Source organism: Stenotrophomonas mexicanensis, assembly GCF_032911605.1.
Lineage (GTDB): Bacteria > Pseudomonadota > Gammaproteobacteria > Xanthomonadales > Xanthomonadaceae > Stenotrophomonas > Stenotrophomonas maltophilia_A.
This window is the reverse complement of record NZ_JAWJTG010000011.1, coordinates 25,122-45,053: the sequence shown is the minus strand read 5'-3', so window position 1 is coordinate 45,053 and position 19,932 is coordinate 25,122. Positions and strand designations below refer to the sequence as shown.

At 65.4% G+C, this 19,932-nt stretch carries 19 protein-coding genes and 1 riboswitch; of the genes, 9 read left to right on the top strand and 10 right to left on the bottom strand.

Annotated features, from left to right (window positions below):
- Positions 1-403 precede the first annotated feature (403 nt).
- Complete coding sequence (locus tag R1L06_RS07030) at positions 404-2,791, top strand: autotransporter family protein (protein ID WP_317217287.1); 2,388 nt, start codon at positions 404-406, stop codon at positions 2,789-2,791.
- Between the two features lie 526 nt (positions 2,792-3,317).
- Positions 3,318-3,761: a hypothetical protein gene (locus tag R1L06_RS07025; RefSeq protein WP_317217286.1), complete on the top strand. Its 444-nt coding sequence runs from the start codon at positions 3,318-3,320 to the stop codon at positions 3,759-3,761.
- 26 nt (positions 3,762-3,787) lie between these two features.
- Here R1L06_RS07025 and R1L06_RS07020 read toward each other — a convergent pair whose 3' ends face one another.
- Genes R1L06_RS07020 through R1L06_RS07010 form a run of 3 tightly spaced genes read right to left on the bottom strand, consistent with a single transcriptional unit; the run spans position 3,788 to position 7,779 of the window.
- The gene (locus R1L06_RS07020; protein ID WP_317217285.1) at positions 3,788-4,285 is read right to left on the bottom strand and encodes a fimbrial protein; all 498 of its coding nucleotides are present in this window, start codon (positions 4,283-4,285) and stop codon (positions 3,788-3,790) included.
- A 27-nt stretch (positions 4,286-4,312) separates the two neighbouring features.
- Positions 4,313-6,802, bottom strand: a complete 2,490-nt coding sequence (locus tag R1L06_RS07015; protein WP_317217284.1) for a fimbria/pilus outer membrane usher protein — start codon at positions 6,800-6,802, stop codon at positions 4,313-4,315.
- Positions 6,799-7,779: a fimbrial protein gene (locus R1L06_RS07010; RefSeq protein WP_317217283.1), complete on the bottom strand. Its 981-nt coding sequence runs from the start codon at positions 7,777-7,779 to the stop codon at positions 6,799-6,801. The genes R1L06_RS07015 and R1L06_RS07010 overlap by 4 nt, the downstream gene beginning before the upstream one ends.
- A gap of 172 nt (positions 7,780-7,951) precedes the next feature.
- Between R1L06_RS07010 and R1L06_RS07005 the strand changes: the two genes are divergently transcribed.
- The 3 genes from R1L06_RS07005 to R1L06_RS06995 all read left to right on the top strand — a co-directional run bounded on the left by R1L06_RS07005 (position 7,952) and on the right by R1L06_RS06995 (position 9,783).
- Positions 7,952-8,458: a fimbrial protein gene (locus R1L06_RS07005; RefSeq protein ID WP_317217282.1), complete on the top strand. Its 507-nt coding sequence runs from the start codon at positions 7,952-7,954 to the stop codon at positions 8,456-8,458.
- Between the two features lie 93 nt (positions 8,459-8,551).
- Positions 8,552-9,250 (top strand): fimbrial biogenesis chaperone, encoded by a 699-nt coding sequence (locus tag R1L06_RS07000; RefSeq protein WP_317217281.1) that lies wholly within the window; start codon positions 8,552-8,554, stop codon positions 9,248-9,250.
- A 161-nt stretch (positions 9,251-9,411) separates the two neighbouring features.
- Positions 9,412-9,783, top strand: a complete 372-nt coding sequence (locus R1L06_RS06995; RefSeq protein WP_317217280.1) for a DUF805 domain-containing protein — start codon at positions 9,412-9,414, stop codon at positions 9,781-9,783.
- Between the two features lie 162 nt (positions 9,784-9,945).
- Here R1L06_RS06995 and thiL read toward each other — a convergent pair whose 3' ends face one another.
- From thiL to R1L06_RS06970, 5 genes are all read right to left on the bottom strand, one after another.
- A complete protein-coding gene (thiL, locus tag R1L06_RS06990) occupies positions 9,946-10,908 on the bottom strand; it encodes a thiamine-phosphate kinase (protein ID WP_317217279.1) in 963 nt (320 codons plus the stop codon).
- A gap of 125 nt (positions 10,909-11,033) precedes the next feature.
- Positions 11,034-11,513, bottom strand: a complete 480-nt coding sequence (gene nusB / locus R1L06_RS06985) for a transcription antitermination factor NusB (RefSeq protein WP_005408062.1) — start codon at positions 11,511-11,513, stop codon at positions 11,034-11,036.
- On the bottom strand, positions 11,510-11,977 hold the full coding sequence (gene ribH, locus R1L06_RS06980) for a 6,7-dimethyl-8-ribityllumazine synthase (protein WP_005408061.1): 468 nt from the start codon (positions 11,975-11,977) through the stop codon (positions 11,510-11,512). The genes nusB and ribH overlap by 4 nt, the downstream gene beginning before the upstream one ends.
- A 165-nt stretch (positions 11,978-12,142) precedes the next feature.
- Positions 12,143-13,243 carry a 3,4-dihydroxy-2-butanone-4-phosphate synthase gene (gene ribB / locus R1L06_RS06975; protein ID WP_049425006.1) on the bottom strand — a complete coding sequence of 367 codons (1,101 nt, stop codon included), beginning with the start codon at positions 13,241-13,243 and terminating at the stop codon, positions 12,143-12,145.
- Positions 13,240-13,902 carry a riboflavin synthase gene (locus tag R1L06_RS06970; RefSeq protein ID WP_317217278.1) on the bottom strand — a complete coding sequence of 221 codons (663 nt, stop codon included), beginning with the start codon at positions 13,900-13,902 and terminating at the stop codon, positions 13,240-13,242. The genes ribB and R1L06_RS06970 overlap by 4 nt, the downstream gene beginning before the upstream one ends.
- Before the next feature lie 74 nt (positions 13,903-13,976).
- A riboswitch (FMN riboswitch) is annotated at positions 13,977-14,122 on the bottom strand.
- A 187-nt stretch (positions 14,123-14,309) separates the two neighbouring features.
- Here R1L06_RS06970 and R1L06_RS06965 point away from each other — a divergent pair.
- From R1L06_RS06965 to R1L06_RS06950, 4 genes are all read left to right on the top strand, one after another.
- On the top strand, positions 14,310-14,930 hold the full coding sequence (locus tag R1L06_RS06965; RefSeq protein WP_032128042.1) for a hypothetical protein: 621 nt from the start codon (positions 14,310-14,312) through the stop codon (positions 14,928-14,930).
- Between the two features lie 153 nt (positions 14,931-15,083).
- Entirely contained in the window at positions 15,084-15,968 is an 885-nt protein-coding gene (locus R1L06_RS06960) for a hypothetical protein (protein ID WP_317217277.1), read from the top strand.
- Between the two features lie 271 nt (positions 15,969-16,239).
- The gene (locus tag R1L06_RS06955) at positions 16,240-17,013 is read left to right on the top strand and encodes a hypothetical protein (RefSeq protein WP_317217276.1); all 774 of its coding nucleotides are present in this window, start codon (positions 16,240-16,242) and stop codon (positions 17,011-17,013) included.
- Positions 17,014-17,131: 118 nt separating this feature from the next.
- Complete coding sequence (locus R1L06_RS06950; protein WP_317217275.1) at positions 17,132-18,034, top strand: hypothetical protein; 903 nt, start codon at positions 17,132-17,134, stop codon at positions 18,032-18,034.
- Between the two features lie 79 nt (positions 18,035-18,113).
- Here the strand turns inward: R1L06_RS06950 and ribD are convergent, their stop codons facing one another.
- On the bottom strand, positions 18,114-19,199 hold the full coding sequence (gene ribD / locus R1L06_RS06945) for a bifunctional diaminohydroxyphosphoribosylaminopyrimidine deaminase/5-amino-6-(5-phosphoribosylamino)uracil reductase RibD (protein WP_317217274.1): 1,086 nt from the start codon (positions 19,197-19,199) through the stop codon (positions 18,114-18,116).
- Positions 19,200-19,312: 113 nt separating this feature from the next.
- Complete coding sequence (gene nrdR, locus R1L06_RS06940) at positions 19,313-19,834, bottom strand: transcriptional regulator NrdR (RefSeq protein ID WP_004143350.1); 522 nt, start codon at positions 19,832-19,834, stop codon at positions 19,313-19,315.
- Positions 19,835-19,932 lie beyond the last annotated feature (98 nt).

The following is a 19,932-nucleotide window of genomic DNA, read 5'->3' as shown; positions in this document are numbered from 1 at the left end:
GAAAGCGGCTCCCAGAGGCCTTTCGGCCCGACAAGGCGCGTATTGAGTTTTCCTGCCGGCGCCGCCCGTCTTCTGCTGGGCGGCGTGGGCACAGAAGTCGTCCGCGCATCCAATGGCGGACGATGAGTCGCACCTCGTTCACGCCTGCGCGGTACCTACCACCACCGACAACGGTGACGGCGCACGCTGAACCGGCCCGCAATGGATCAAGCTGATCGCGACGCTTTGCAACAAATTGCATGGGACCCCGGCCCCTGTGCCGGAACAATTCGAGTCGAAGTGGACACGCCCGATCGTCTTTGGCATAGCATCGCCGAAAGGCCAGGCCCCCCGGGAAGCAAGGGGTCCCGGCCGATGACGCGGCTGTCCATACCAGACACATTCGTCCGATCAGGAGTGATCCATGCGCCGTCATTCTGCACGCCCCCAGCGCTGTGCCATGCGCCCCCTCGCCCGCGGCCTGCTGTTGGCCCTCGCGGCACTCCCCGCAACGCCTGTGCTGGCACGCAACCTGGATGGACAGTCGGCAACCGTGCGTGAGAGCACAGCCGTTGAAGCCTGGAACCTGATCAATGGCTCCTCTTTGACGGTTGACGGGGGCCGCACGGAGGGGATCACCAGCAGAGACTCGCTGGTGACGCTGCGCAATGGCCGCGTGGAAGCGCTGGCCAGTGGCGGCAGGGCAAACATCGTACTTCGAGGCACATCAACGCTGGATGTGACCAACAGCACGCTTCATGACGGGGGCGTGGAGGTCAATGATCTTTCCAATGCACGCATTACTGGAAGCACCCTGCATTCGGTCGGCGCCAATAGGAGGTTCAGCGTCGGCATCTCCCTTGCAATGTCGCCATCCGAACCCGATGCCGACAGCACGCTCATCGTCGATTCTTCGTTCGTGCGGGCCGAGGCCTCGCCAGGTGCAGTCAACCTCAGCAACGGCCACGCCGTGCGGCTTCAGCAGGGCACTGCCATTCTGCAGAACCGCACCCGCGTAGAGGGCGCAAACTCCGGCGTACTGCTGTTGGGCGGCACTTACAGCGCTCTGCTCGGCCAGCCGATTACCCTGCGCGTGGACAATGCCCAGGTTGCCTCGGACAACGGCGCGGCCATCTGGGTGGCGCCGCGCAGGCTGGTGCGCTACGACATCACCATCGCCAACGGCTCGCAGCTGTCCGGCGGTGACGGCCATCTGCTGCTGGTGCGGCCTGATGGTACGGCCTCGGGTGAGGCCGACGTCCACTTCACCGTGGACGACGCGCGCCTGGCCGGTGACATCACCTTCGATACCGATCGCGTCAGCGGAAACCTGGACGTCGTGCTGCGCAACAAGGCGCAGATTGACGGGCGCTTCAATGGCGTCACCTCGGCCGACATCGGCAGCGACAGCACCTGGCTGATGACCGGCGACAGCGTTGTCGGCGCGCTCGCCCTGGGCGCTACCGGCACGGTCGCGCTGGGTAGCGGCAGCAGCTTCAACACGCTCGATGTCGACACCTTCACCGGCAACGGCGGCACCCTGCTGTTCAACACTGTGCTGGGCGATGACACCTCGTTGACCGACAAGTTGGTGATCACTGGCGATGCCAACGGCCAGGCCAACGTACGCGTGCTCAATGCGGGCGGCGCCGGTGCCAAGACCGATCGCGGCATCGAGTTGATCGACATCGACGGCGCGTCCAATGCGCAGTTCGATCTGGTCGGCCGCGCGGTGGGTGGGCAGTACGAGTATTTCCTGGTGAAGGACGCCAACGGCAACTGGTACCTGCGTTCGGAAATGACCACCACGCCGGACCCCTGCAAGATCGACCCGACCCTGCCGGACTGCACCCCGATTAAGCCGATCGACCCGATTGATCCCATCGATCCGATCGAGCCGGTGCTGCGTCCGGAAGCCGGTGCCTACCTGGCCAATCAGTTCGCGCTGGACCAGATGCTGCGCCATCAGTATCGCGACCGCCAGGGCGGCGCTACAGCAGCGGACGGCATTCGTGGCTGGGCCCGCGTGGATGCGACCCAGAGCAAGCTGGGCGCCGTAAATGACCAGCTCGACCTGCGCGTGGACCGCTCGCGCCTGCAGCTGGGCGCCGATCTGGGCGTGTTCGACGACGGCCGTGGCCGCGTGGGCGTGATGGGCACGCTGGCGCAGTCCAGTGCCACCTCGCGTTCGCAGCTGACCGGCTACAGCGCACGCGGCAAGGTGGAAGGCGGCGCGCTGGGCGTGTATGGCAACTGGACCGCCGATGCGCTGTATGCGGATGCCAGCGTGCAACGCGGCCAGTTCCGCAACCGCGTGCAGGGCGAGGGCCTGGCGGAGGAACGCTACGACTCGGATATCTGGCAGAGCGCGGTGGAAGCCGGTTACCGCTTCGGCGTCGGCCAGATCGGCAACACCGCGCTGAGCCTGCAGCCGGAACTGCAGCTGACCTACACCGATGCCAAGACCAACGTGCATACCGAAAGCAACGGCACCGTGGTGCGTGCCGCCGGCGACAGCGGCCTGTCCGGCCGTGCCGGTCTGCGTCTGCAGGGCGACTCGCGCTCGGCAGCGGGCGCCTCGGTCAGCCCGTATCTGGCGGCCAACTGGTACCGTGACGGCGCAGGCAATGGCATCGCCTTCGACGATGAGGTGCTGAAGGCCGGCATTCCGCGCAACCGCTATGAACTGAGTGCGGGTGCGCGCGTGGAATTCCGCTCCGGGTTCAGTGCATGGGGCGGACTGGGGGTGATGCGCGGCGACCACGGCTATCGCGAAGCCACGGGCAACCTGGGCGTTGCGTACACATGGTGAGGTAGATGAAACAACGGCGCCGGAGAGATCCGGCGCCGTTTTTGTTTTGGCCCGGAAAAGCGGGTGCGTGCCGCTTTTGTAGAGTCGAGCCCATGCTCGACTGCTCTTGGCGCCAACCACGGCAAAAGCAGCCGAGCATGGGCTCGGCTCTACAGGCTTGTCGCAATCGGCACGCGCGGCCGTTGCGCCCTCGCTTTGCGAGTCTTTCGACTTTTCTCATTGGCAGCATAGGTGCTGCGTGCGAATCATGTATCGCCACCGACAACGGGTGGCACGGGCTTGCAATCCCGTTTGGCAACTATGTTGTTTGCGCTTGTCTGCCGGCGTCGCTCTTTCCTTGTTGAGCGGCGTCGGCAGGCAATCCATCTGCGCTTCTTTGGCGTGGGGGCCTCGTGCCCGCAGGTGTTTCGCAGTATTACCACCGGTATTGGGACCACGCACCGTCCGCCACCCTCGCTGACAAGCGGGGGGCTCCTTCGCCATACGTACAAGGACACCGCCATGAGCGCTTCAGACCACGCTATCCTTGTTCGCCATGCTGGGCGAGGCCGCCAACGGCCTGCCCGAGGATGTCGCAGACACCTTGGAAGGCTCCTTCAACCCACTGCAGGCCACCGCCAGCACACGCACCGCCGACAGCATCACCGTGCTGAACTGCCTGCGGCGCATCCGCGAGGTGGAAGCCTCCGACGGCCAGCCCTGGCCCTGCAGGAGCTACACGCCAGGGCAATGCATGGCACTGGCACGCATCGACCGAGCCAATGCCGGACAGACCTTCCTGCTGGAACTGCTGCACGCCATCGAACACACGCGCGTGGATGGCGATGAAGCGGAACAGGTGGCGATGGCACAGGCGAAGGGCTGTTGTTTGCTTTTCGTGCGTTGGCCGAGTACCTGGATGTGCAGCTGCGCGCGGTGTGAGGTTTCGGGGTCAGCCACGCGTGACGTGGCTCCACTGCACATGCGGTGACAGGGGGGCGTGCATGCCGTCATCGCTCAATCGTAGGCTGCGGTCACCACGATTTCGGTGGAGATGTTGCCGGCGTTGATGCCAGCATTCGACCCGATGTAGTAGCCCGCTCGCAGGGCATAGCTGGCCGTCGCACCGGTAATGGAAACCGTCTGGGTGTCGCCCTTCTTCAGGTAGTTGGTACCGGTGGTGCCCGACAGCAGTGCGATCGAAACACCCGTGGCCGGCGTGGTCGTGGCCGTGTTCTTCCAGCGCTCGGCATCACCATCGGCCTCGGTGCCGTCGAACGACAGCCGGGCGCGGGCGACGCCCACGCAACCAGCGAAGTTCAACGCACCGGCCTTCAGACTGATCGGCGTCGCGACGGGAATTTCATCGGCCTTGACCGGATCGAGGCTGATGTCACTGGCGGTCATGGTGCAGGTGCCAGGCAGCACCGTACCGCTGACGGTGAGCGTTGCGGTATCGGCCAACGCACTCGCGGGCAGCATAAGCAGCAATAGTGAAAACAGGGACTTGGGCATGTCAGGTTCCTTTTCAAAGCAGATGGATCATGGGGAGGCAGGTAGCAACGGAGTTCGGACCTGTAGGCTGGGAGGCAGCGGTGGATCGGGCAGGCAGGTGGCCTGGGTCCACGACAACCCATAGGCATCAGGTGCTTCCGGTAGCTGGTAAGCCAGCCGGCAGCGCTGCGGGCCTTCGGGGTCGACCACCAGCGCGCCTTCGGCCTGCGCACCGCGCAGCGCGATGACACTGCCCTGACCCACGGCCCCCCTGTGCTGGCCCTGTGCGTCTTCCACACGCGCCGCGAATGGCAACGGTTGGCCCAGCGCATCGGTGGCATCGATGTACAGCGTGCGTTCGCGGCGCACCTCAAAGGCCACGCGTACGATGCTGCCGGCCGTGGGCGCAACACGCTGCGAGGTCTGCAGCAGTTCCACCTCCAGCGGCAACCCGGAGGGATCCAGTTCTATCTGGTTCCAGCGGTAAGGGCTGACGTGCGGGAGCACCGCGTAGCCGTTGCCACCGATGCGCACGTCGCCGCCAGTGCCGACGCGGGCATTGGTCGCCCCCTTGGCCTTCACCAGCGCGAAGCCCTCGCCCACGGGCTGGCCCAGCTGCACACCACCGGCATGGGCCACCACGCTACCCGACAGCCCCAGCGACTGGCTATGCCGGTTGCCAGTCTGGCTGTAGCCCATATCGACAGTGCCATGCCGGCCGCGATAGCTGGCAAACGCATCGGTGCTGCTGCGGCTCGCGGTTGCACTGGTGGAAGACAGGCTGTAGCTGAGTGCCTGGCGTTCGCCAGCGGTTCCGCTCACACCCACTTGGCGCTGCATGTCGCCCGTGCCTGAACGGCTCAGCTGGCTGTTCAAGCGTGGCGCGGCAGCCCTCTGGCCTAGTGGCACGCTGAGGGTGAGCGCGTAGCGCGTGTCCAGGCGGCCGTCGGCCAACCGATAGCGCAGGGCCGACACACCATAGTTTACTGGTCCCCATGCACTCTGGAAGCCCAGCTGAACATCATTCTGGCGCTCGCTGCGATCCCAGTACGCAACATGGCCGCCGCTGAGGTACAGGTTGCTGCGCGCGCCGAGCCGCTGCGACAGGTTGAACTGGTAGCGCTGTCGTGCACGCCCTGCTCGCGCCCATGAATCGTCGCGCAGACGGGCGGTGTCAGCCAGGGTGTGGAAACCCTCGGTGCTGTAGCGGTAGGCCGCCAGACCCACATGGGTCGCACTGGCCGCAAAGTAGCGCTGGTAGTTCAGCCGGTAGCTGTTGCCACGGGCCACACCGACACCCTGCAGGCGCGCGCGCGCATGGGTGATATCCGCACCGAACGCACCGAACGCGGTGTTGATGGCCGCGCCGCCCAGCACGGCGGCGTAGCGCTCGCCCAGCTGGCTGCCGCCGAGCAGGGTCAGCCGGTTGTTGATCCCGCGCACGTAGGTGCCTTCGGCAAAGCGCAGCGGCGCGAACATGCCGTCCTGCGCGCGCAGCGCACCGACCGTGGCACTGAAGCGATGCGTGCCGGCACGCAGGGCCTGTGGCACGGCGGAGAAGTTCACGTTGAAGCGCTGGCTGCGGCCGTCGGCTTCCAGCACCGTTACTTCCAGATCGCCGCCAAAGCTGGTCGGGTACAGGTCGTCGATCTGGAACGGCCCCGGTGCCACGTTGCTTTCGTGGATCACCCCGCCGTTCTGGCGAATGGTGACCACGGCATTGCCTTCGGCGATGCCCCTGACCACTGGCGCATACCCGCGCAGCGAGTCGGGCAGCATGCGCTCGTCGGTAGCGACCCGCACACCCGTGAAGGCAACACTGTCGAACAACTCGCCACCGGTGTTGGACTGACCCAGAAACAGCTGGCTGTTCCATGCGGGAAGGTCACGCTGGGCGTGGCTGCTGATGACGTCGTGGCGGCTGCCTTCATGCGTGCTGCGGTTGAAGGTGGTGCGGTGGCGCAGGCGCCAGTCGCCCAGGTTTACCCCCGCACGCACGCCCAGATAGCTGCTATCGCGGCCAGCGCTGCGGAAATGGTTGGCGCTGTAGTCAACGAAGGCCGCGTCGATGCCACGGTCGCGTAGCTCCGGTGCCACGTAGCCACGCACCGCCGTGGCCTGTGCGGCCTGCGGCACGGTAATCGACAGCTGTAGCGTGCTGCTGTCGAAGGCGACGGTTGCACCGTCTACCAGCGCAGGCAGATCCACGCAGGCGTCGTCGGTAGGCAGTGCTTCCAGGTACGCCGGCTTCAGGCCCAGTCCCGCCACCAGACTCGCCGGCAGGCATGGGCGCGCCACCGTAGCGTCGTCGGACGCCACGAAGGTGATATCGCGTGCGGCGACGAAGCGGTCGTTCAGATGCAGGTCCACCGCGTATAGGCCCGCAGGCACCGGATGCCCCTGTGTGTAGCGCGACAGATCAATGGCCTCGCCACCGATCAGGAAGCCTTCGCTGAACTCCAGCGCAGGCGCGCCCACCGCGCGCGCGGGAAGCGCCAGCGCAACCGCCACGCTGAGCAGACCTAGCGAAGGCTTCATCGGTAGGTGGCCGTCAGCACAGCTTCGCCCTTCACCGTGCCAGGCACCAAGGCCGACGGCATGCGCAGGTAGCGCGCCGTGAACGGAATGGCCTGCACCCCCTTCAGCGAGAAGCCATGGCTCCAGGTACTGCCGAACTGCACTGGCGCGCCCGCCTGCAACAGCTGGATCTGCACGCCCTCCGCCGTGCTGCCCGTAGCCAGCGCAAGCACGCCGTTGGTGCCACCGGCAGCATTGGCGTCGGCCACGGAAAGATCGACATGGACGTTGGCGCTGGGGCAATTCATCGAAACGCCGAACGCCGACTCCCTGGCAGTGTCCCCGGCGCTGGCCAGTGCGTTGGCCGATACGTCGTCCAGCGTGTGATCGGCGGCGGACAACGTGCAGGTCAGCACCGGGACGGTCAGCTGCACCGACACGGTATGCCGCACGCGGTTGCCGGGATCGCTCTGCGACCAAACTTCGAGTGTTCCCAGGGACGTGGCAGGAATGCTCTCCATCGCGCCGCCGCGGAAGAAGGCGTAGACATTGACGACCGACGCCAGCAGCCCGGCTGTCTTCGGGACGAACTGCGACCGGGTGACTTCACCGGCGCGCAGCGGCGTACGCTCGTAGTTGTCCCCAGCCAGATCGCCGATGGTGTGGTTGAAGATCAGCAGCGGACTGCGGGGACTGGTCTGGTACGCAGGGTAGGTTCTTGCCTCGTAAACAATGTCGCGCACATACGTAAGCCCAGACGCCGGCATCTGGACCATCAATTCTTCTGTACCCAGCGTACAGTTGAATGCATCGTCGGCACGGCTTCCGCCACCGGCGAAACGCGCGTCGGGTCGGTCGATATTGGGCATGGTGAGTGCCAGGTCCAGCGTCCCATCACGGGTTCCGTTGCGCTGGCAGGCCGCCTGTACGCTGCCGGCGCAGAGCAGCAGCAACGGCAGCAGCAGGCGGTCGGTAAAAATGTGAAAGGAAGCGCGCACGGCTGCACCTGCCTGAGTTCATCAGGGCGGTGATTCTAGGCGGCGGGCATTCGCCAGAAAATACAACAAATTGCAGATATGCGCGGCATGCGGCGTTTTGCAACTTGTTGCATTTTCTGGCGAATGCCGGTGCACCATACTGCGCTTCCCAAAACGCTGATGGAGCCAATGAATGAATTACCGCCTGCTGATACTGCCCCTGCTGCTGTGCGCAGCACCGTCCGCCTTTGCCGAGAAACTGGAGGTCACCGGTGAACTGGTCACCAGTACCTGTTCCGTCAATTCAGCCGGTGGCACCATCACCGTGCCGATGGGCAAGGTCGATCTGGTCTCGGTCAACACCGATACGCGTGCAGGCCAGAAGAACTTCTCGATCCAGCTGGACTGCACCAGCTCGGGCGCCGCGCAGGACGTCAGCGTCCGCTTCGGCGGCCTGCCGCATGGCAGCACCGGCAACCTTGGCCTGACCGCCGCTTCCACCGCCCGCAACGTGGGCGTTGCCCTGTACGACGCGGCCGGCAACCACCAGAAAATCGGTGAGGACCCGGTGCAGTGGGTGACCATCGCCGCTGGTGGCAGCGGTCAGCTGGATTACAGCGCCTGGTACGCTTCCCCGGCCCAGGATGCAGAGGCGGGCATCGCCAACGCGTCCGGCGACTTCGTCGTGCTCTACAGGTAACGTCACTTTCCATGGGCGATCCACGGATGGAGCGCCCACTCTGGCATGAGGTGAACCATGTCTTTCCGCTCTCTTCGCGTTCCTGCTGTAGTAATGGCAGCAGTGCTCGCGGCCGCGCTGACACCGCCCGCGTCGGCGGCGGTCACGCTGCAGGGCACACGCATCATCCATGACGCGGGCAAGGGCCGCGATGTTACGGTGTCCGCCAACAATGTAGGCACCGAGCCCGCGCTGGTGCAGGTCTGGATCGATGCGGGTGATGGCCATGCGCGCCCCGAAGACGTACGCACGCCGTTCCGGTTGACTCCGGCCGAACCGCGCCTGCTGCAGCCGCACCAGGGCCAGGCCTACCGCATCACCTACGCGCCACGCCCGGGAGACGGCGCCCTGCCCAGCGACCGGGAGTCTGTCTTCTATTTCAACCTGCTGGACATTCCGCCAAAACCGGGTGATGCCAACACGCGCAACCTGCTGCAGTTTGCCGTGCGCACGCGGGTGAAGCTGTTCCACCGCCCGGCGGGACTGCCTGGCCAACCGCGCGATGCGGCCGGCCTGCTGCAATGGCGTGCGCACGGCGGTGCACTGCAGGTGCACAACCCGAGTGCCTACCACGTGACCGTGAGCAGCGTGACCCTGCCCGACGGGAACGCAGTGGAAGTGGACATGATCGCGCCCGGTGCACAGGCAGAGTTCCTGCTGCCGACGGGTAGCGCGTTGCCGACCGCATTGAGGTTCCAGTGGCTGGATGACCACGGCACCGCGCGCGATGCCGAAGCAAAGGTCTCCCAGTGAACGTTTAGAGCCGAGCCTGCACTCGGCTTTGCTGTTGATCTGCGAAGGCAGCCGAGCATGGGCTCGGCTCTGAAGAGATTCGCGGCGCAATTGCAACAAATTGCATGGAGTGCGGTAATTCCGACAGCGATAGTGCGCACTTCACTTCAGAGAGCGTACCGATGCACAAGATGATGATCCCGCTTACCCGCTATGCGCAGTTCAACGGGCGCGCCAGCCGCAGCGAGTACTGGTGGTTCCAGCTGTTCATCATGATCGTTTCGATTCCGCTGTACATGCTGAGCTTCTACGCCGGCTACAGCGGTTCGCAGGGCCTGGCCATGGTATCGACCGGACTGAGCGTGGTGATGTGGTTGGTGTTCGCCTTGCCGTGCATTGCGGCGACCATTCGCCGCCTGCACGATACCGATCGCTCGGGCTGGTGGTTGTTGCTGGCGTTCGTACCGTTCATCGGCCTGGTGCTGCTGGTGTTCATGCTGCTGCCGGGTACGCTGGGCGGCAACCGCTTCGGGGCATCGGCTCCGCAGGTGTGAGTTGCCCGCTCTGGTAGGTGTCGACCTTGGTCGACACGGTGTTGGCATGGATGCCTGACATATTCGTGCCAACCAAGGTCGGCATCTACCACGGCGCTGCTGTACGGATGCCTGACACATTCGTGCCAACCAAGGTTGGCACCTACCAGGTCGGTGCTGCTGTCACGCGAAGTGCTGGTAGCCGCCACCAGCGGATTCGCCATCCACCTGCACGCCCTGCCCTTCAGCAATACGACCAATACGGGTGAGCGGCACGTCCAACGATTCGGCCAGGTAGTGCAGCGCGTCGCGCTGGTCGGCGGCGGCGGTGAAGCACAGTTCGTAGTCGTCGCCACCGCGCAATGCGCAGTCGCGTGCACCGTCGCGGCCGAGCAGCTCACGCAGCGCGTGCGAGATCGGCAGCGAATCGGCATCCACATGTGCGGCCACGTTGCTGCGTGTGGCGATATGGCCCAGATCGGCCAGCAGGCCATCGGACACATCCACCGCCGCATGCGCGAAGGCACGCAGGCGCAGGCCCAGGGTCACGCGCGGCGTCGGCCGCAGCAGGCGCAGGCGCAGGCTTTCGTAGTCGGCCAGCAGCGTGGCGGTGGTTACGCTCAGTGCCCCCTGCTGCCACAGGCGCAACGCGCCGGCGGCATCGCCCAGCGTGCCGCTGACCCAGAGATCGTCACCCACCTGCGCGCGATCGCGGCGCAGGGCTTGGCCACGCCCGACCTGGCCCATCGCGGTCACCGACAGCGACAACGGACCACGCGTGGTGTCGCCGCCGATCAGCGCGATGTCGTGCTGGTCGGCCAGGGCGAAGAAGCCATCGGCAAAGGCCTCGATCCAGTCTTCAGACGCTTCCGGCAGCGACAACGCCAGCGTGCACCATGCCGGGCGCGCGCCCATCGCTGCGAGGTCCGACAGATTGACCGCCAGGGTCTTCCAGCCGATGTCGAAGGCCGGGGTTTCCACCGGGAAGTGCACACCACTGTTGAGCGTGTCGGCGGTGACCACCAGTTGCTCATTGGCACGCGGCTGCAGCAGCGCGGCGTCGTCCCCGATGCCGAGAAGGATGTCGTCGCGCTCGAGGGTGCGGGCGCGGATGCGGTCGATGAGGGCGAATTCGGCCAGGGACATGGGGCGGTCTGCTGTTATGTAGAGCCGAGCCATGCTCGGCTGCAGTTCGATCACGCGCCGCAATGCCGGACGCAACCGTGCGCTGCACGGTGAGCCGAGCATGGCTCGGCTCTACAGGAATCGGGTCAGTGACCCGATTCGACCTTGCGCCATTCCACGGCGGCACGATCCAGCACGCCGTTGACGTAGGTATGGCCATGCTCGGAACCGAAGCGCTTGGCCGATTCGATGGCTTCGTTGATCACCACGCGGTACGGCACGTCCAAGCGGTAGCGCAGCTCGTACGCCGCCAGGCGCAGCACCGCGCGTTCGATCGCGTCTACCTCTTCGATGCCACGGTCCAGGTACGGGCCGAGCGCTTCGTCGATGTCGCGGCGGTTGTCGAGCACGCCGTGCAGCAGTGCTTCGAAGTACGCCAGGTCGGCGATTTCGCGGGCCTGCTCGTGGGCGAACTGGGCGATCAGCGACTGGGCGTTGCCGCCGGAGATCTGCCAGGCGTAGATGGCCTGCACGGCACGACGGCGCGCGCGCGAGCGCAGCACCGGGTCGACGCCATCGCGGCGGACGGGCTTACCGGAGGGCTTGCCCTGGGTGTTCTTGTTCATGGCAGCTGCTCCAGAAGATTGACCATTTCCAATGCGGCGAGTGCGACTTCCTCGCCCTTGTTGCCGTGGCTGCCGCCTGCGCGGGCCTCGGCGTCTTCAACGCGTTCCACCGCCAGCACGCCGTTCAGCACCGGCACGCCGAAGTCCAGCTGCACGCGCATCAGGCCTTCGGCGCAGCGATCGGCTACGTGCTCGTAGTGGCGGGTATCGCCACGGATCACGCAGCCTAGGGTAAGGATGGCGGCGTGTTCGTGGGCGGCGGCCAGGCGCGCGGCCACCAGCGGCAGTTCCCAGGCACCCGGCACGCGGATCACGTCGATGTTGGCTTCGGTGATGCCGTTGCCGGCCAGGCTCTGGCGGGCGCCAGCGACCAGCGTGTCGGTGATGCGGGCGTTCCAGCGGCTGGCCAGGATGGCGAAGCGCGCCGATTCGGGAGTGCGAAGATCGCCTTCGAAGTGGCTCATATGCGGCTTGGGGGACTCGATAAGGGGGTAATTCTAGCGTGGATGGGCCCCGGCCGTGGCCGATGGGGGCCCGGGGCGTGCCGACCAACGGTCGGCACCCACCAGGGGAAGGGCATGGTCGGCACCAAACGTGGGTGCCGACCGTTGGTCGGCACGCCAAGCGGCTTACAGCGTCACCGTCTCCACCACTTCCAGGCCGTACCCGGCCAGGCCTATCTGTCGGCGGGGGGTGCCAAGCACGCGCAACTTGCCCAGGCCCAGGTCGGACAGGATCTGTGCGCCAGCACCATTGCGGCGCCACTGGCTCACGTCCTTGTCCTTGCCCGGTACCACCGGCGCCGGCTGCTGCCGCAGGCGGGCCAGCAGGGCCTCGCCGTCGCGCGGGGCCGACAGCACCACCATCACGCCGGCGCCTTCGGCATCGATCGCGCGCAGGGCATCGGTGGCAGCCACGCCGAAGTCATCGCGGCGCCAGTGCAGCAGGTCGGCCAGCGGGTTTTCCACCTGCACGCGCACCAGGGTCGGCGTTTCGGCATCCGGGGTGCCGCGCACCAGGGCGAAATGCACGTCGTGGGCGATGCGATCGCGGTAGGTGACCAGCTTGAACGGGCCGAACTCGGTCTCGATCTCGCGCTCGTCCACACGCTCGACGGTCTTTTCGGTGGCCAGGCGGTAGGCGATCAGGTCGGCGATGGAGCCCATCTTCAGACCGTGCTCGCGGGCGAACACTTCCAGTTCCGGGCGGCGTGCCATGCTGCCATCCGGGTTCAGGATCTCCACCAGCACGCCGGCCGGTTCCAGCCCGGCCAGCATGGCCATGTCCACGGCCGCCTCGGTGTGGCCGGCGCGGGTCAGCACGCCGCCCGGCTGGGCGATCAGCGGGAAGATATGGCCCGGCTGGTGCAGGTCCGACGGCTTGGCGTTGGGCTTCACCGCGGTGCGGATGGTGTGCGCGCGGTCATGCGCCGAGATACCGGTGGTGACACCCTCGGCGGCCTCGATGCTGACCGTGAAATTGGTCTGGAACTGCGCGGTATTGGCCTGCACCATCGGCGCCAGGCCAAGATCGGCGGCGCGGGTGCGGTTCAGCGGCAGGCACACCAGGCCGCGGCCATGGGTGACCATGAAATTGATGTCGCTGGCCTTGACCAGCTCGGCGGCCATGATCAGGTCGCCTTCGTTCTCGCGGTCTTCGTCATCGACGATGACGACCATGCGGCCCAGGCGGATGTCTTCCAGGATCTCCGGAATCGGGGCGAAATTCATGCTGCATCTCCATGCGGGTGCTGACCGTTGGCCGGCGCAGCATCTCCCAGTGGGTGCCGACCGTTGGTCGGCACGCTGATCAACCGCTCGACATATCGGGCGACCAGATCGATTTCAAGGTTGACCGCACTGCCCACGCCTGCGGCGGAGAAGGCGGTGTTGGCCACCGTGTGCGGGATCAGGGCGACTTCAAAACCTTCATCGTCCACTTCGTTGACGGTGAGGCTGACGCCGTCCACGCAGATCGAGCCCTTCTTGGCGATGTAGCGGCGCAGCGAGGCCGGAGCTGCGAAACGCCAACGCTGGGCACGCGCGTCTTCGTGGATGGACAGCACCTGGCCGAGGCCGTCGACGTGGCCGCTGACCAGATGGCCGCCGAGGCGGTCGGTCGGGCGCATGGCGCGTTCCAGGTTGATGACCGCACCCTCGCCCAGCTGGCCCAGCGTGGTCAGGCCCAGGGTCTCGGTGGAGGCATCGGCCTGGAAGCTGCTGGCGTCGAATGCGATGACGGTGAGGCAGACGCCGTTGATGGCAATGCTCTCGCCCATCTGCACGTTGTCGAACGGCAGAGTCCCGACATTGAAGGTGAAGCGGACATCGCCGCCGATGGATTCGCGTGCGGCCAGACGGCCGACGCCTTCGATGATTCCAGTAAACAAGTAACGTTCTCCGCGAAAAGTGAGCGAAAAACGCCGCAAGGCAAACAGGCGCACGCAGGGCATGAGCCCTGTGGCACCGTCTTCTTTCATCCGGACTATGACCGTCGGCTCCGGCATTGGACCGGATCTGCTGACCCCCGGCCGTGGGCCGGGGCGCTCGCGGGCTCGTGCTTGCGCACCTACCGCCGGTGGGGAATTGCACCCCGCCCTGAAGACGTTTGTGTACCGGCGAACCGGCGTGGCTAGTGTACCAGCCCGTGCTGAACGGGGTCGGATGCCACAGCTGTGACGGCCGTCGCTCGCAATTTGTAAAACTTTCATTAAAATTCTGCCCCGGACGACATGAGGTCGCCACGGGCAGCCCGCTGGGCAGGCCCGCCAAAGGACTGAAATTCATAGGAATTCCCATGCGCAAGATGCTGATCGTGGCCGCCCTGCTGGCCGCCGCCCCGCTCTCGGCTTCGGCCGACGCCCTGAGCTACACCTACGTTGAAGGCGGTTGGACGCAGGTCAAGGTTGACGACAACGCACTGGACGACCCGAAGGTCGACGGCGGCTACCTGCGTGGCTCCGTGGCCATCGCCGAACAGGTCTACGTGTTCGGTGGCTGGTCGCGCACCAGCAAGACCTATCACTACAGCGACGGTTCGCTGAAGGTTGAACTGAATCAGCCGGAGCTGGGCATCGGCTACCACATGCCGTGGACCGACCGCGTCGACTTCACCGCCGACATCGCCTGGGTGCGCCAGAACGCCGAGCTGACCGATCGTTATGACGGCTACAGCGACCGCTACAAGGACCACACCAACCTGGCCCGCGCCACCATGGGCATCCGCGGCAAGCCGTCGCGCATGACCGAAGCCTGGGCCAAGGCCGGTTACATGGACGGCGGCAACAACTACAAGGGCACCTGGGTCGGCACCATCGGTGGCCAGATCAACTTCACCAGGACCTGGGGGCTGGTGGGCGAGATCTCCGGCTACCGCGACGTCACCCAGTACTCGGCCGGCGTCCGCGCCAGCTTCTGATCCAACGATCGCTCCTCGTCGTGCGATCGAACGGGCCCCGCAAGGGGCCCGTTTTTTTTGGCCGACATGCACGACCTCGTGACCCCATCGCGCCATCGAAAGTCCACGCAGATGCGCTAGGCTTGCGCGCCTCTGGAACAGGAAAACACCGTCATGAAGACCCCCACCCGCACCCTGCTGGCCAGCATGCTGCTGTGCGCCCCGCTGATCGCCACGGCCGCCCCGGCCACGCTGTCGCCCGAACAGGCGTTCGACCTGTATGCACGCGTGCTGCTGGAAGACGACGCAACCGCCACGCGCACGCTCAACGACGCACTGAAGCCGGCGTTCGAGGGCCAGGACGCTGTGACCCCGAACCCGGGTGCGCTGGCCAAGGCATTGGCCGAACCCTGGCAGACCGTGCTGGCCAGCACCGGCGCCAAGGTAGACGCTGCAGCCACCGAAGCGCTGTATGCCAAGGCGCTGCGTGATTCGAAGTGCCGCGCCACCAAGAGCGTGATCGAAGACAACGAATACGTTGACGACCAGAAGCTGGCGCGGATCAGCTACAGCTGCCAGCTGCCCGACCTGGGCAAGGTGCGCCCGCTGTTCGCCGCCAGCCTCGCTGCCGATGCCAGCCCGGCGGTGCGCAAGCAGTTCACCGATGCCTATACCCAGGCGCTGCAGAGCGGCGCGCGCGTGCCGGTCAGCGGCACCTTCACCCTGTACCCGGCCAAGGACAACGGCTACTGGTACAGCGGTAACTTCGATGATCTGGTGGGTACCGTGACCGGCGCGCTGGCACCGTTCGAGGACTGGATGCAGGACGCGCAGGCGGCCAACGCGCCGAAGGTGACCGGCGTACCGGGCTGCGACCTGCTGCTGCAGCAGCATCGCGCCTGCGTGGCGAAGATCGCACCGGACCAGATCAGCGGCGTGGATGCCATGGCCGAGGAACTGAAGGCCAAGGCCCAGGTGCAGTCGGCCGATGAGATGACGCAGGAGTGCAAGGCACTGCGCCCGATCGCCGAGATGATGTGGACCGACGCGTGCGCGTAGGCGAGCGGTAACACCGTGCCAACGTCCGGAGATTTCCCGAATCTCCGGACGGTACTGCTTGCTGACTGTGCGGACAGAACGGCAGCGCGCTGCATTTTCGGACTTGTTGCATGGACGTGGCGCGCTGCTGCAAGGATTCTCATCCGCTGTCCGAAGCAACGTCGTTACTTTGATGCTCCCGCCCATTCTCGTCGGCCTGCTCGCCGCGCCGCTATGCACGTCTGCCACGGCATCTGGGGCGCTCTCGCTTGACAGTACATTTGAAGCATACGTGCGTGTCATCACCCAAGACGACACGCACGCCAAAGGCGCACTCAGAGCAAGCCTTCAGAGAGCAGGCCAGCACGGGTTTCCCGGCATCGCGGACCTTGTCGACCAGCTCTACATCCATCAGGGGCCTGAGGGGGAAAGCGGAGATCCCATCGTAAACGCCGTCAAAGCCAGATGGCATTCCATCCGATGCGCAGAAATCGACCGCCATGAAAGCGATGCTTCAGATCGTGTCACGATCAGCTACCGCTGCAGTCTTCCCGATGTCTCCAGCTTCTTCGAAACCTACCGTGAGCATCCCGAGCATTTCCAGACGACAGGTGGAGCTGCATTCAACCCTGCTGCGAGAGGAACGTTCGCTTCTGCACTGATCCAGGCTCCCGACGGTACGTACGAGACGAATGCCGAGTTCCTCCGTGCCGGCAAGGATGGCCCTTGGGTCAGTAACGACATGATGTTCCTCGGGCTGGAACTTCTTCAGAAACTTCTGCCGTTCCGTGCATGGAATGAACGCATCCTCGCAGAGGCCGTCACCGCCCAAACGGGCGTTGCCGCCTGTGATCTGATGCTGGACGCACACCTCAACAGCACACGGAGGCGGGTGCCGCCTCTCTCCGCGCCGTGTGAAACGTCGTTTCAGGACACGGTCCAGCAGGCGGTGGGCGCAATGATGCCGGACCAGGCTGCTGCGTACTGCCGCGCCCTTCATGAACGGCACCGCGAGAGGTGGAACACCGATGCCAGCAAAGCCGAACCGAGGCTGAGAGTCCGGTGAACTCTGCAATGTATCGATCCATCAGTTCCGTAGAAGAACACCTGCGGCAGTCCCCCATGCCTGCAACATGCTGTATCTGACCCCGGGTCAGACCCCACATCCGAGGCCGACGATGAAAATGAAGAAACTGCTGATGCTGCCCTGCGCTCTGCTCTGTGCTCTGGCCTCAACCGATCCGTCCGCCCGGACCTTGCCAGCGCTGCCAGAAGATGAGATCAGCCAGAGCATTGACGCAAGCTTCCGGCTCTATCTCTCCCTGCTGCTGGCCGCGGATCCAGTCGCGCGCCGCACCCTCGATGAACAGTGGAAGGGTACTTTCCAGCCACCAGGCTATCTTGATCGACTGCAGGAAGTGCGGGCGCGCATTGGCGATGACGAGGCCGCCGAACGCTTCTTGGTACCTGCCGGCTTTGAACCACCCGGCATCGGCCTTGCATCGCTGGACCGGTTGAGCCGCGTGGCCTGTACCGCGCTATCCACCCGCGCAGGCCCCACCGCCAATACGGCGACGTTGTCCTACCGCTGCTCTGTACCCGACTTGACCCCACTGTACGCCCGGCATAGGGAGGCAACAAAGGCAGGCTCCACGGCTGCGGCTCCCGCCGCAATGGCCGACATCTTCCGCCGCCAGATCGAGATTCTGAAGGGCTCCAGATCGCGCACCATTTCCGGTGACCTGGTATTTTCCAGGCGAGGTGAAGGTGCTTGGCTCAGTATGGATGTCGGCAGCCTGGAAGCGAAGCTGCTCGATGCATTCATTCCCTACCCCGGCTGGCAGCAGCGCATGCTGGAGGAGGAAGCCCCAAGGCTTACAGGATCCGTTGCATGCGATTGGCCGCTGCACCGGTTCCGCAACTGCGTGAGCCAGCAGTCACCCCAGCGCATCGGTCAATTGAATGCGCTGCAGACCGACATTCTGGACGCCGCGAAGGGCATGGATCCGCACGAGCTTCTGGTCTACTGCAACAATCAGGTATCGCCGTATCTTCATTTTGAGTATGGCGGGCTGACGTGCCCATGACGCAGGGCCCAGCGGATCGCCTGCGCGCCGCGTCCAGTGCAATCACCTCATCGGAGCACCCGGTCCTGCCGCGAAGCGCTCACGGCCGCAGCAGCAACCGCAGGTCATCGCCCACTTGCCGCTGGTCAACCACACGCAGGCGTCGCTGCTGGTCCATGGCATCGATGCCGAGGCCGGCCAGCAGCGGGCGGCCGTTGTCGCCCAGCAGCGTAGGCGCCTGATACAGCAGCAGTTCGTCTACCCAGTCACCGCGCAGCAAGGCACCGGCCAGCGTCGCGCCGGCTTCGGTATGCACCTCGTTGATGCCGCGTTCGGCCAGCAGTGCCAGCACCGCGCCAAGATCGAGACGGCCGTCAACACTGGGCACGCTGGCGAATTCGGCATCGGCCGCATCCGGTGCACTCACCGCTGCATCGTGCAGGTACAGCGTCGGTGCCCCGCCCTCGCGCACACGGCTGCACTCCAGTGAGCGCAGGCGCGAATCCAGCACTACGCGCAGTGGCGGCATCACCTCGGCATCAGCCAGGCGCACGGTCAGCATCGGGTCGTCGGCCAGCACGGTATCGGCGCCGGTCAGGATCGCGCCGGCGCGTGCCCGCCAGTGCTGCACGTCTTCGCGCGCGGCCGGCCCGGTGATCCACTTGGAGCTGCCATCGGCCATCGCGGTACGGCCATCGAGGCTGGCGGCCAGCTTCACCCGCAACCACGGTCGGTTGCGCTCCACACGCGACAGGAAGCCCTTGTTGAGCTCGCGTGCCTGCGCCGCCATCAGCCCTTCGGCGACCTCGATGCCGGCGTTGCGCAGCAGATCAAAGCCACCGCCATCGACCTTCGGGAACGGATCGCGCATCGCCGCGACTACGCGCGATACGCCCGCTTCGATCAGGGCCAGCGCACACGGCGGCGTACGACCGTAGTGTGCGCAGGGTTCCAGGGTGACGTAGGCGGTAGCACCACGTGCCTCGCTGCCGGCCTCGCGCAGCGCGAACACTTCGGCGTGCGGTCCACCGGCGCGCTGGTGCCAGCCCTGCCCGACCACACGTTCGCCGTGGGCGATCACGCAGCCGACCATCGGGTTGGGGCGGGTGGTGTAGGCGGCACGCTCGGCCAGACGCAGTGCGTTGGCCATGTGCAGGTGGTCGAGAACGGAGAACGGGGGGGTCATGCGGCCATGGTAGCGCCGTTGGTGTGGATCCATGCCATCAGTGCCAACCAACGGTTGGCACCCACCAGTGGATGTGCCATCGGCGCCAACCAAGGCTGGCATCTACCGGGGCGTCAGCCCTTCTTCTTCTTGGTCAGGGCGATCACGTCGCCCAGCAGCTGCAGCTGTTCGGTACTGGAGGGCAGGTCGCGTTCAAGCTTCTCGATCTCCTCGCGGAAATCGGCCACGTCCTCGAAGCTGCGGTAGACCGACGCGAAGCGCACGTAGCCGACATGGTCGAGCTTGCGCAGTTCGTTCATGACGAACTCGCCGACCTTGATCGAGGGCACTTCGCGCTCGCCGCTGATGCGCAGCTGGTGGACCACGGCGCGTACCGCCGCTTCGATCTTGTCTTCGGCCACCGCACGCTTCTGCAGCGCGCGGTCGAAGCCAGCGCGGACCTTGCGCTGGTCGAATGCTTCACGGGTGCCATCGCTCTTGACGATGGCGGGCAGTTTCAACTCCACCGTTTCCATGGTGCTGAAGCGCTCGCCACAGGCTTCGCATTCACGCCGACGACGGATCGTCGCGCCGTCTTCGGAGACGCGCGAGTCGATGACCCGGGTATCGGCATGTTGGCAGAAGGGGCAGTGCATGGAACGCCTGGCTCAGGAAAGTACCTATTGCCACGGTCATGGCAGCGTCGCAAAGGTACCTGAGAAAGGGCCCCGCAGCAAATGCTGTCTGCGCGGAA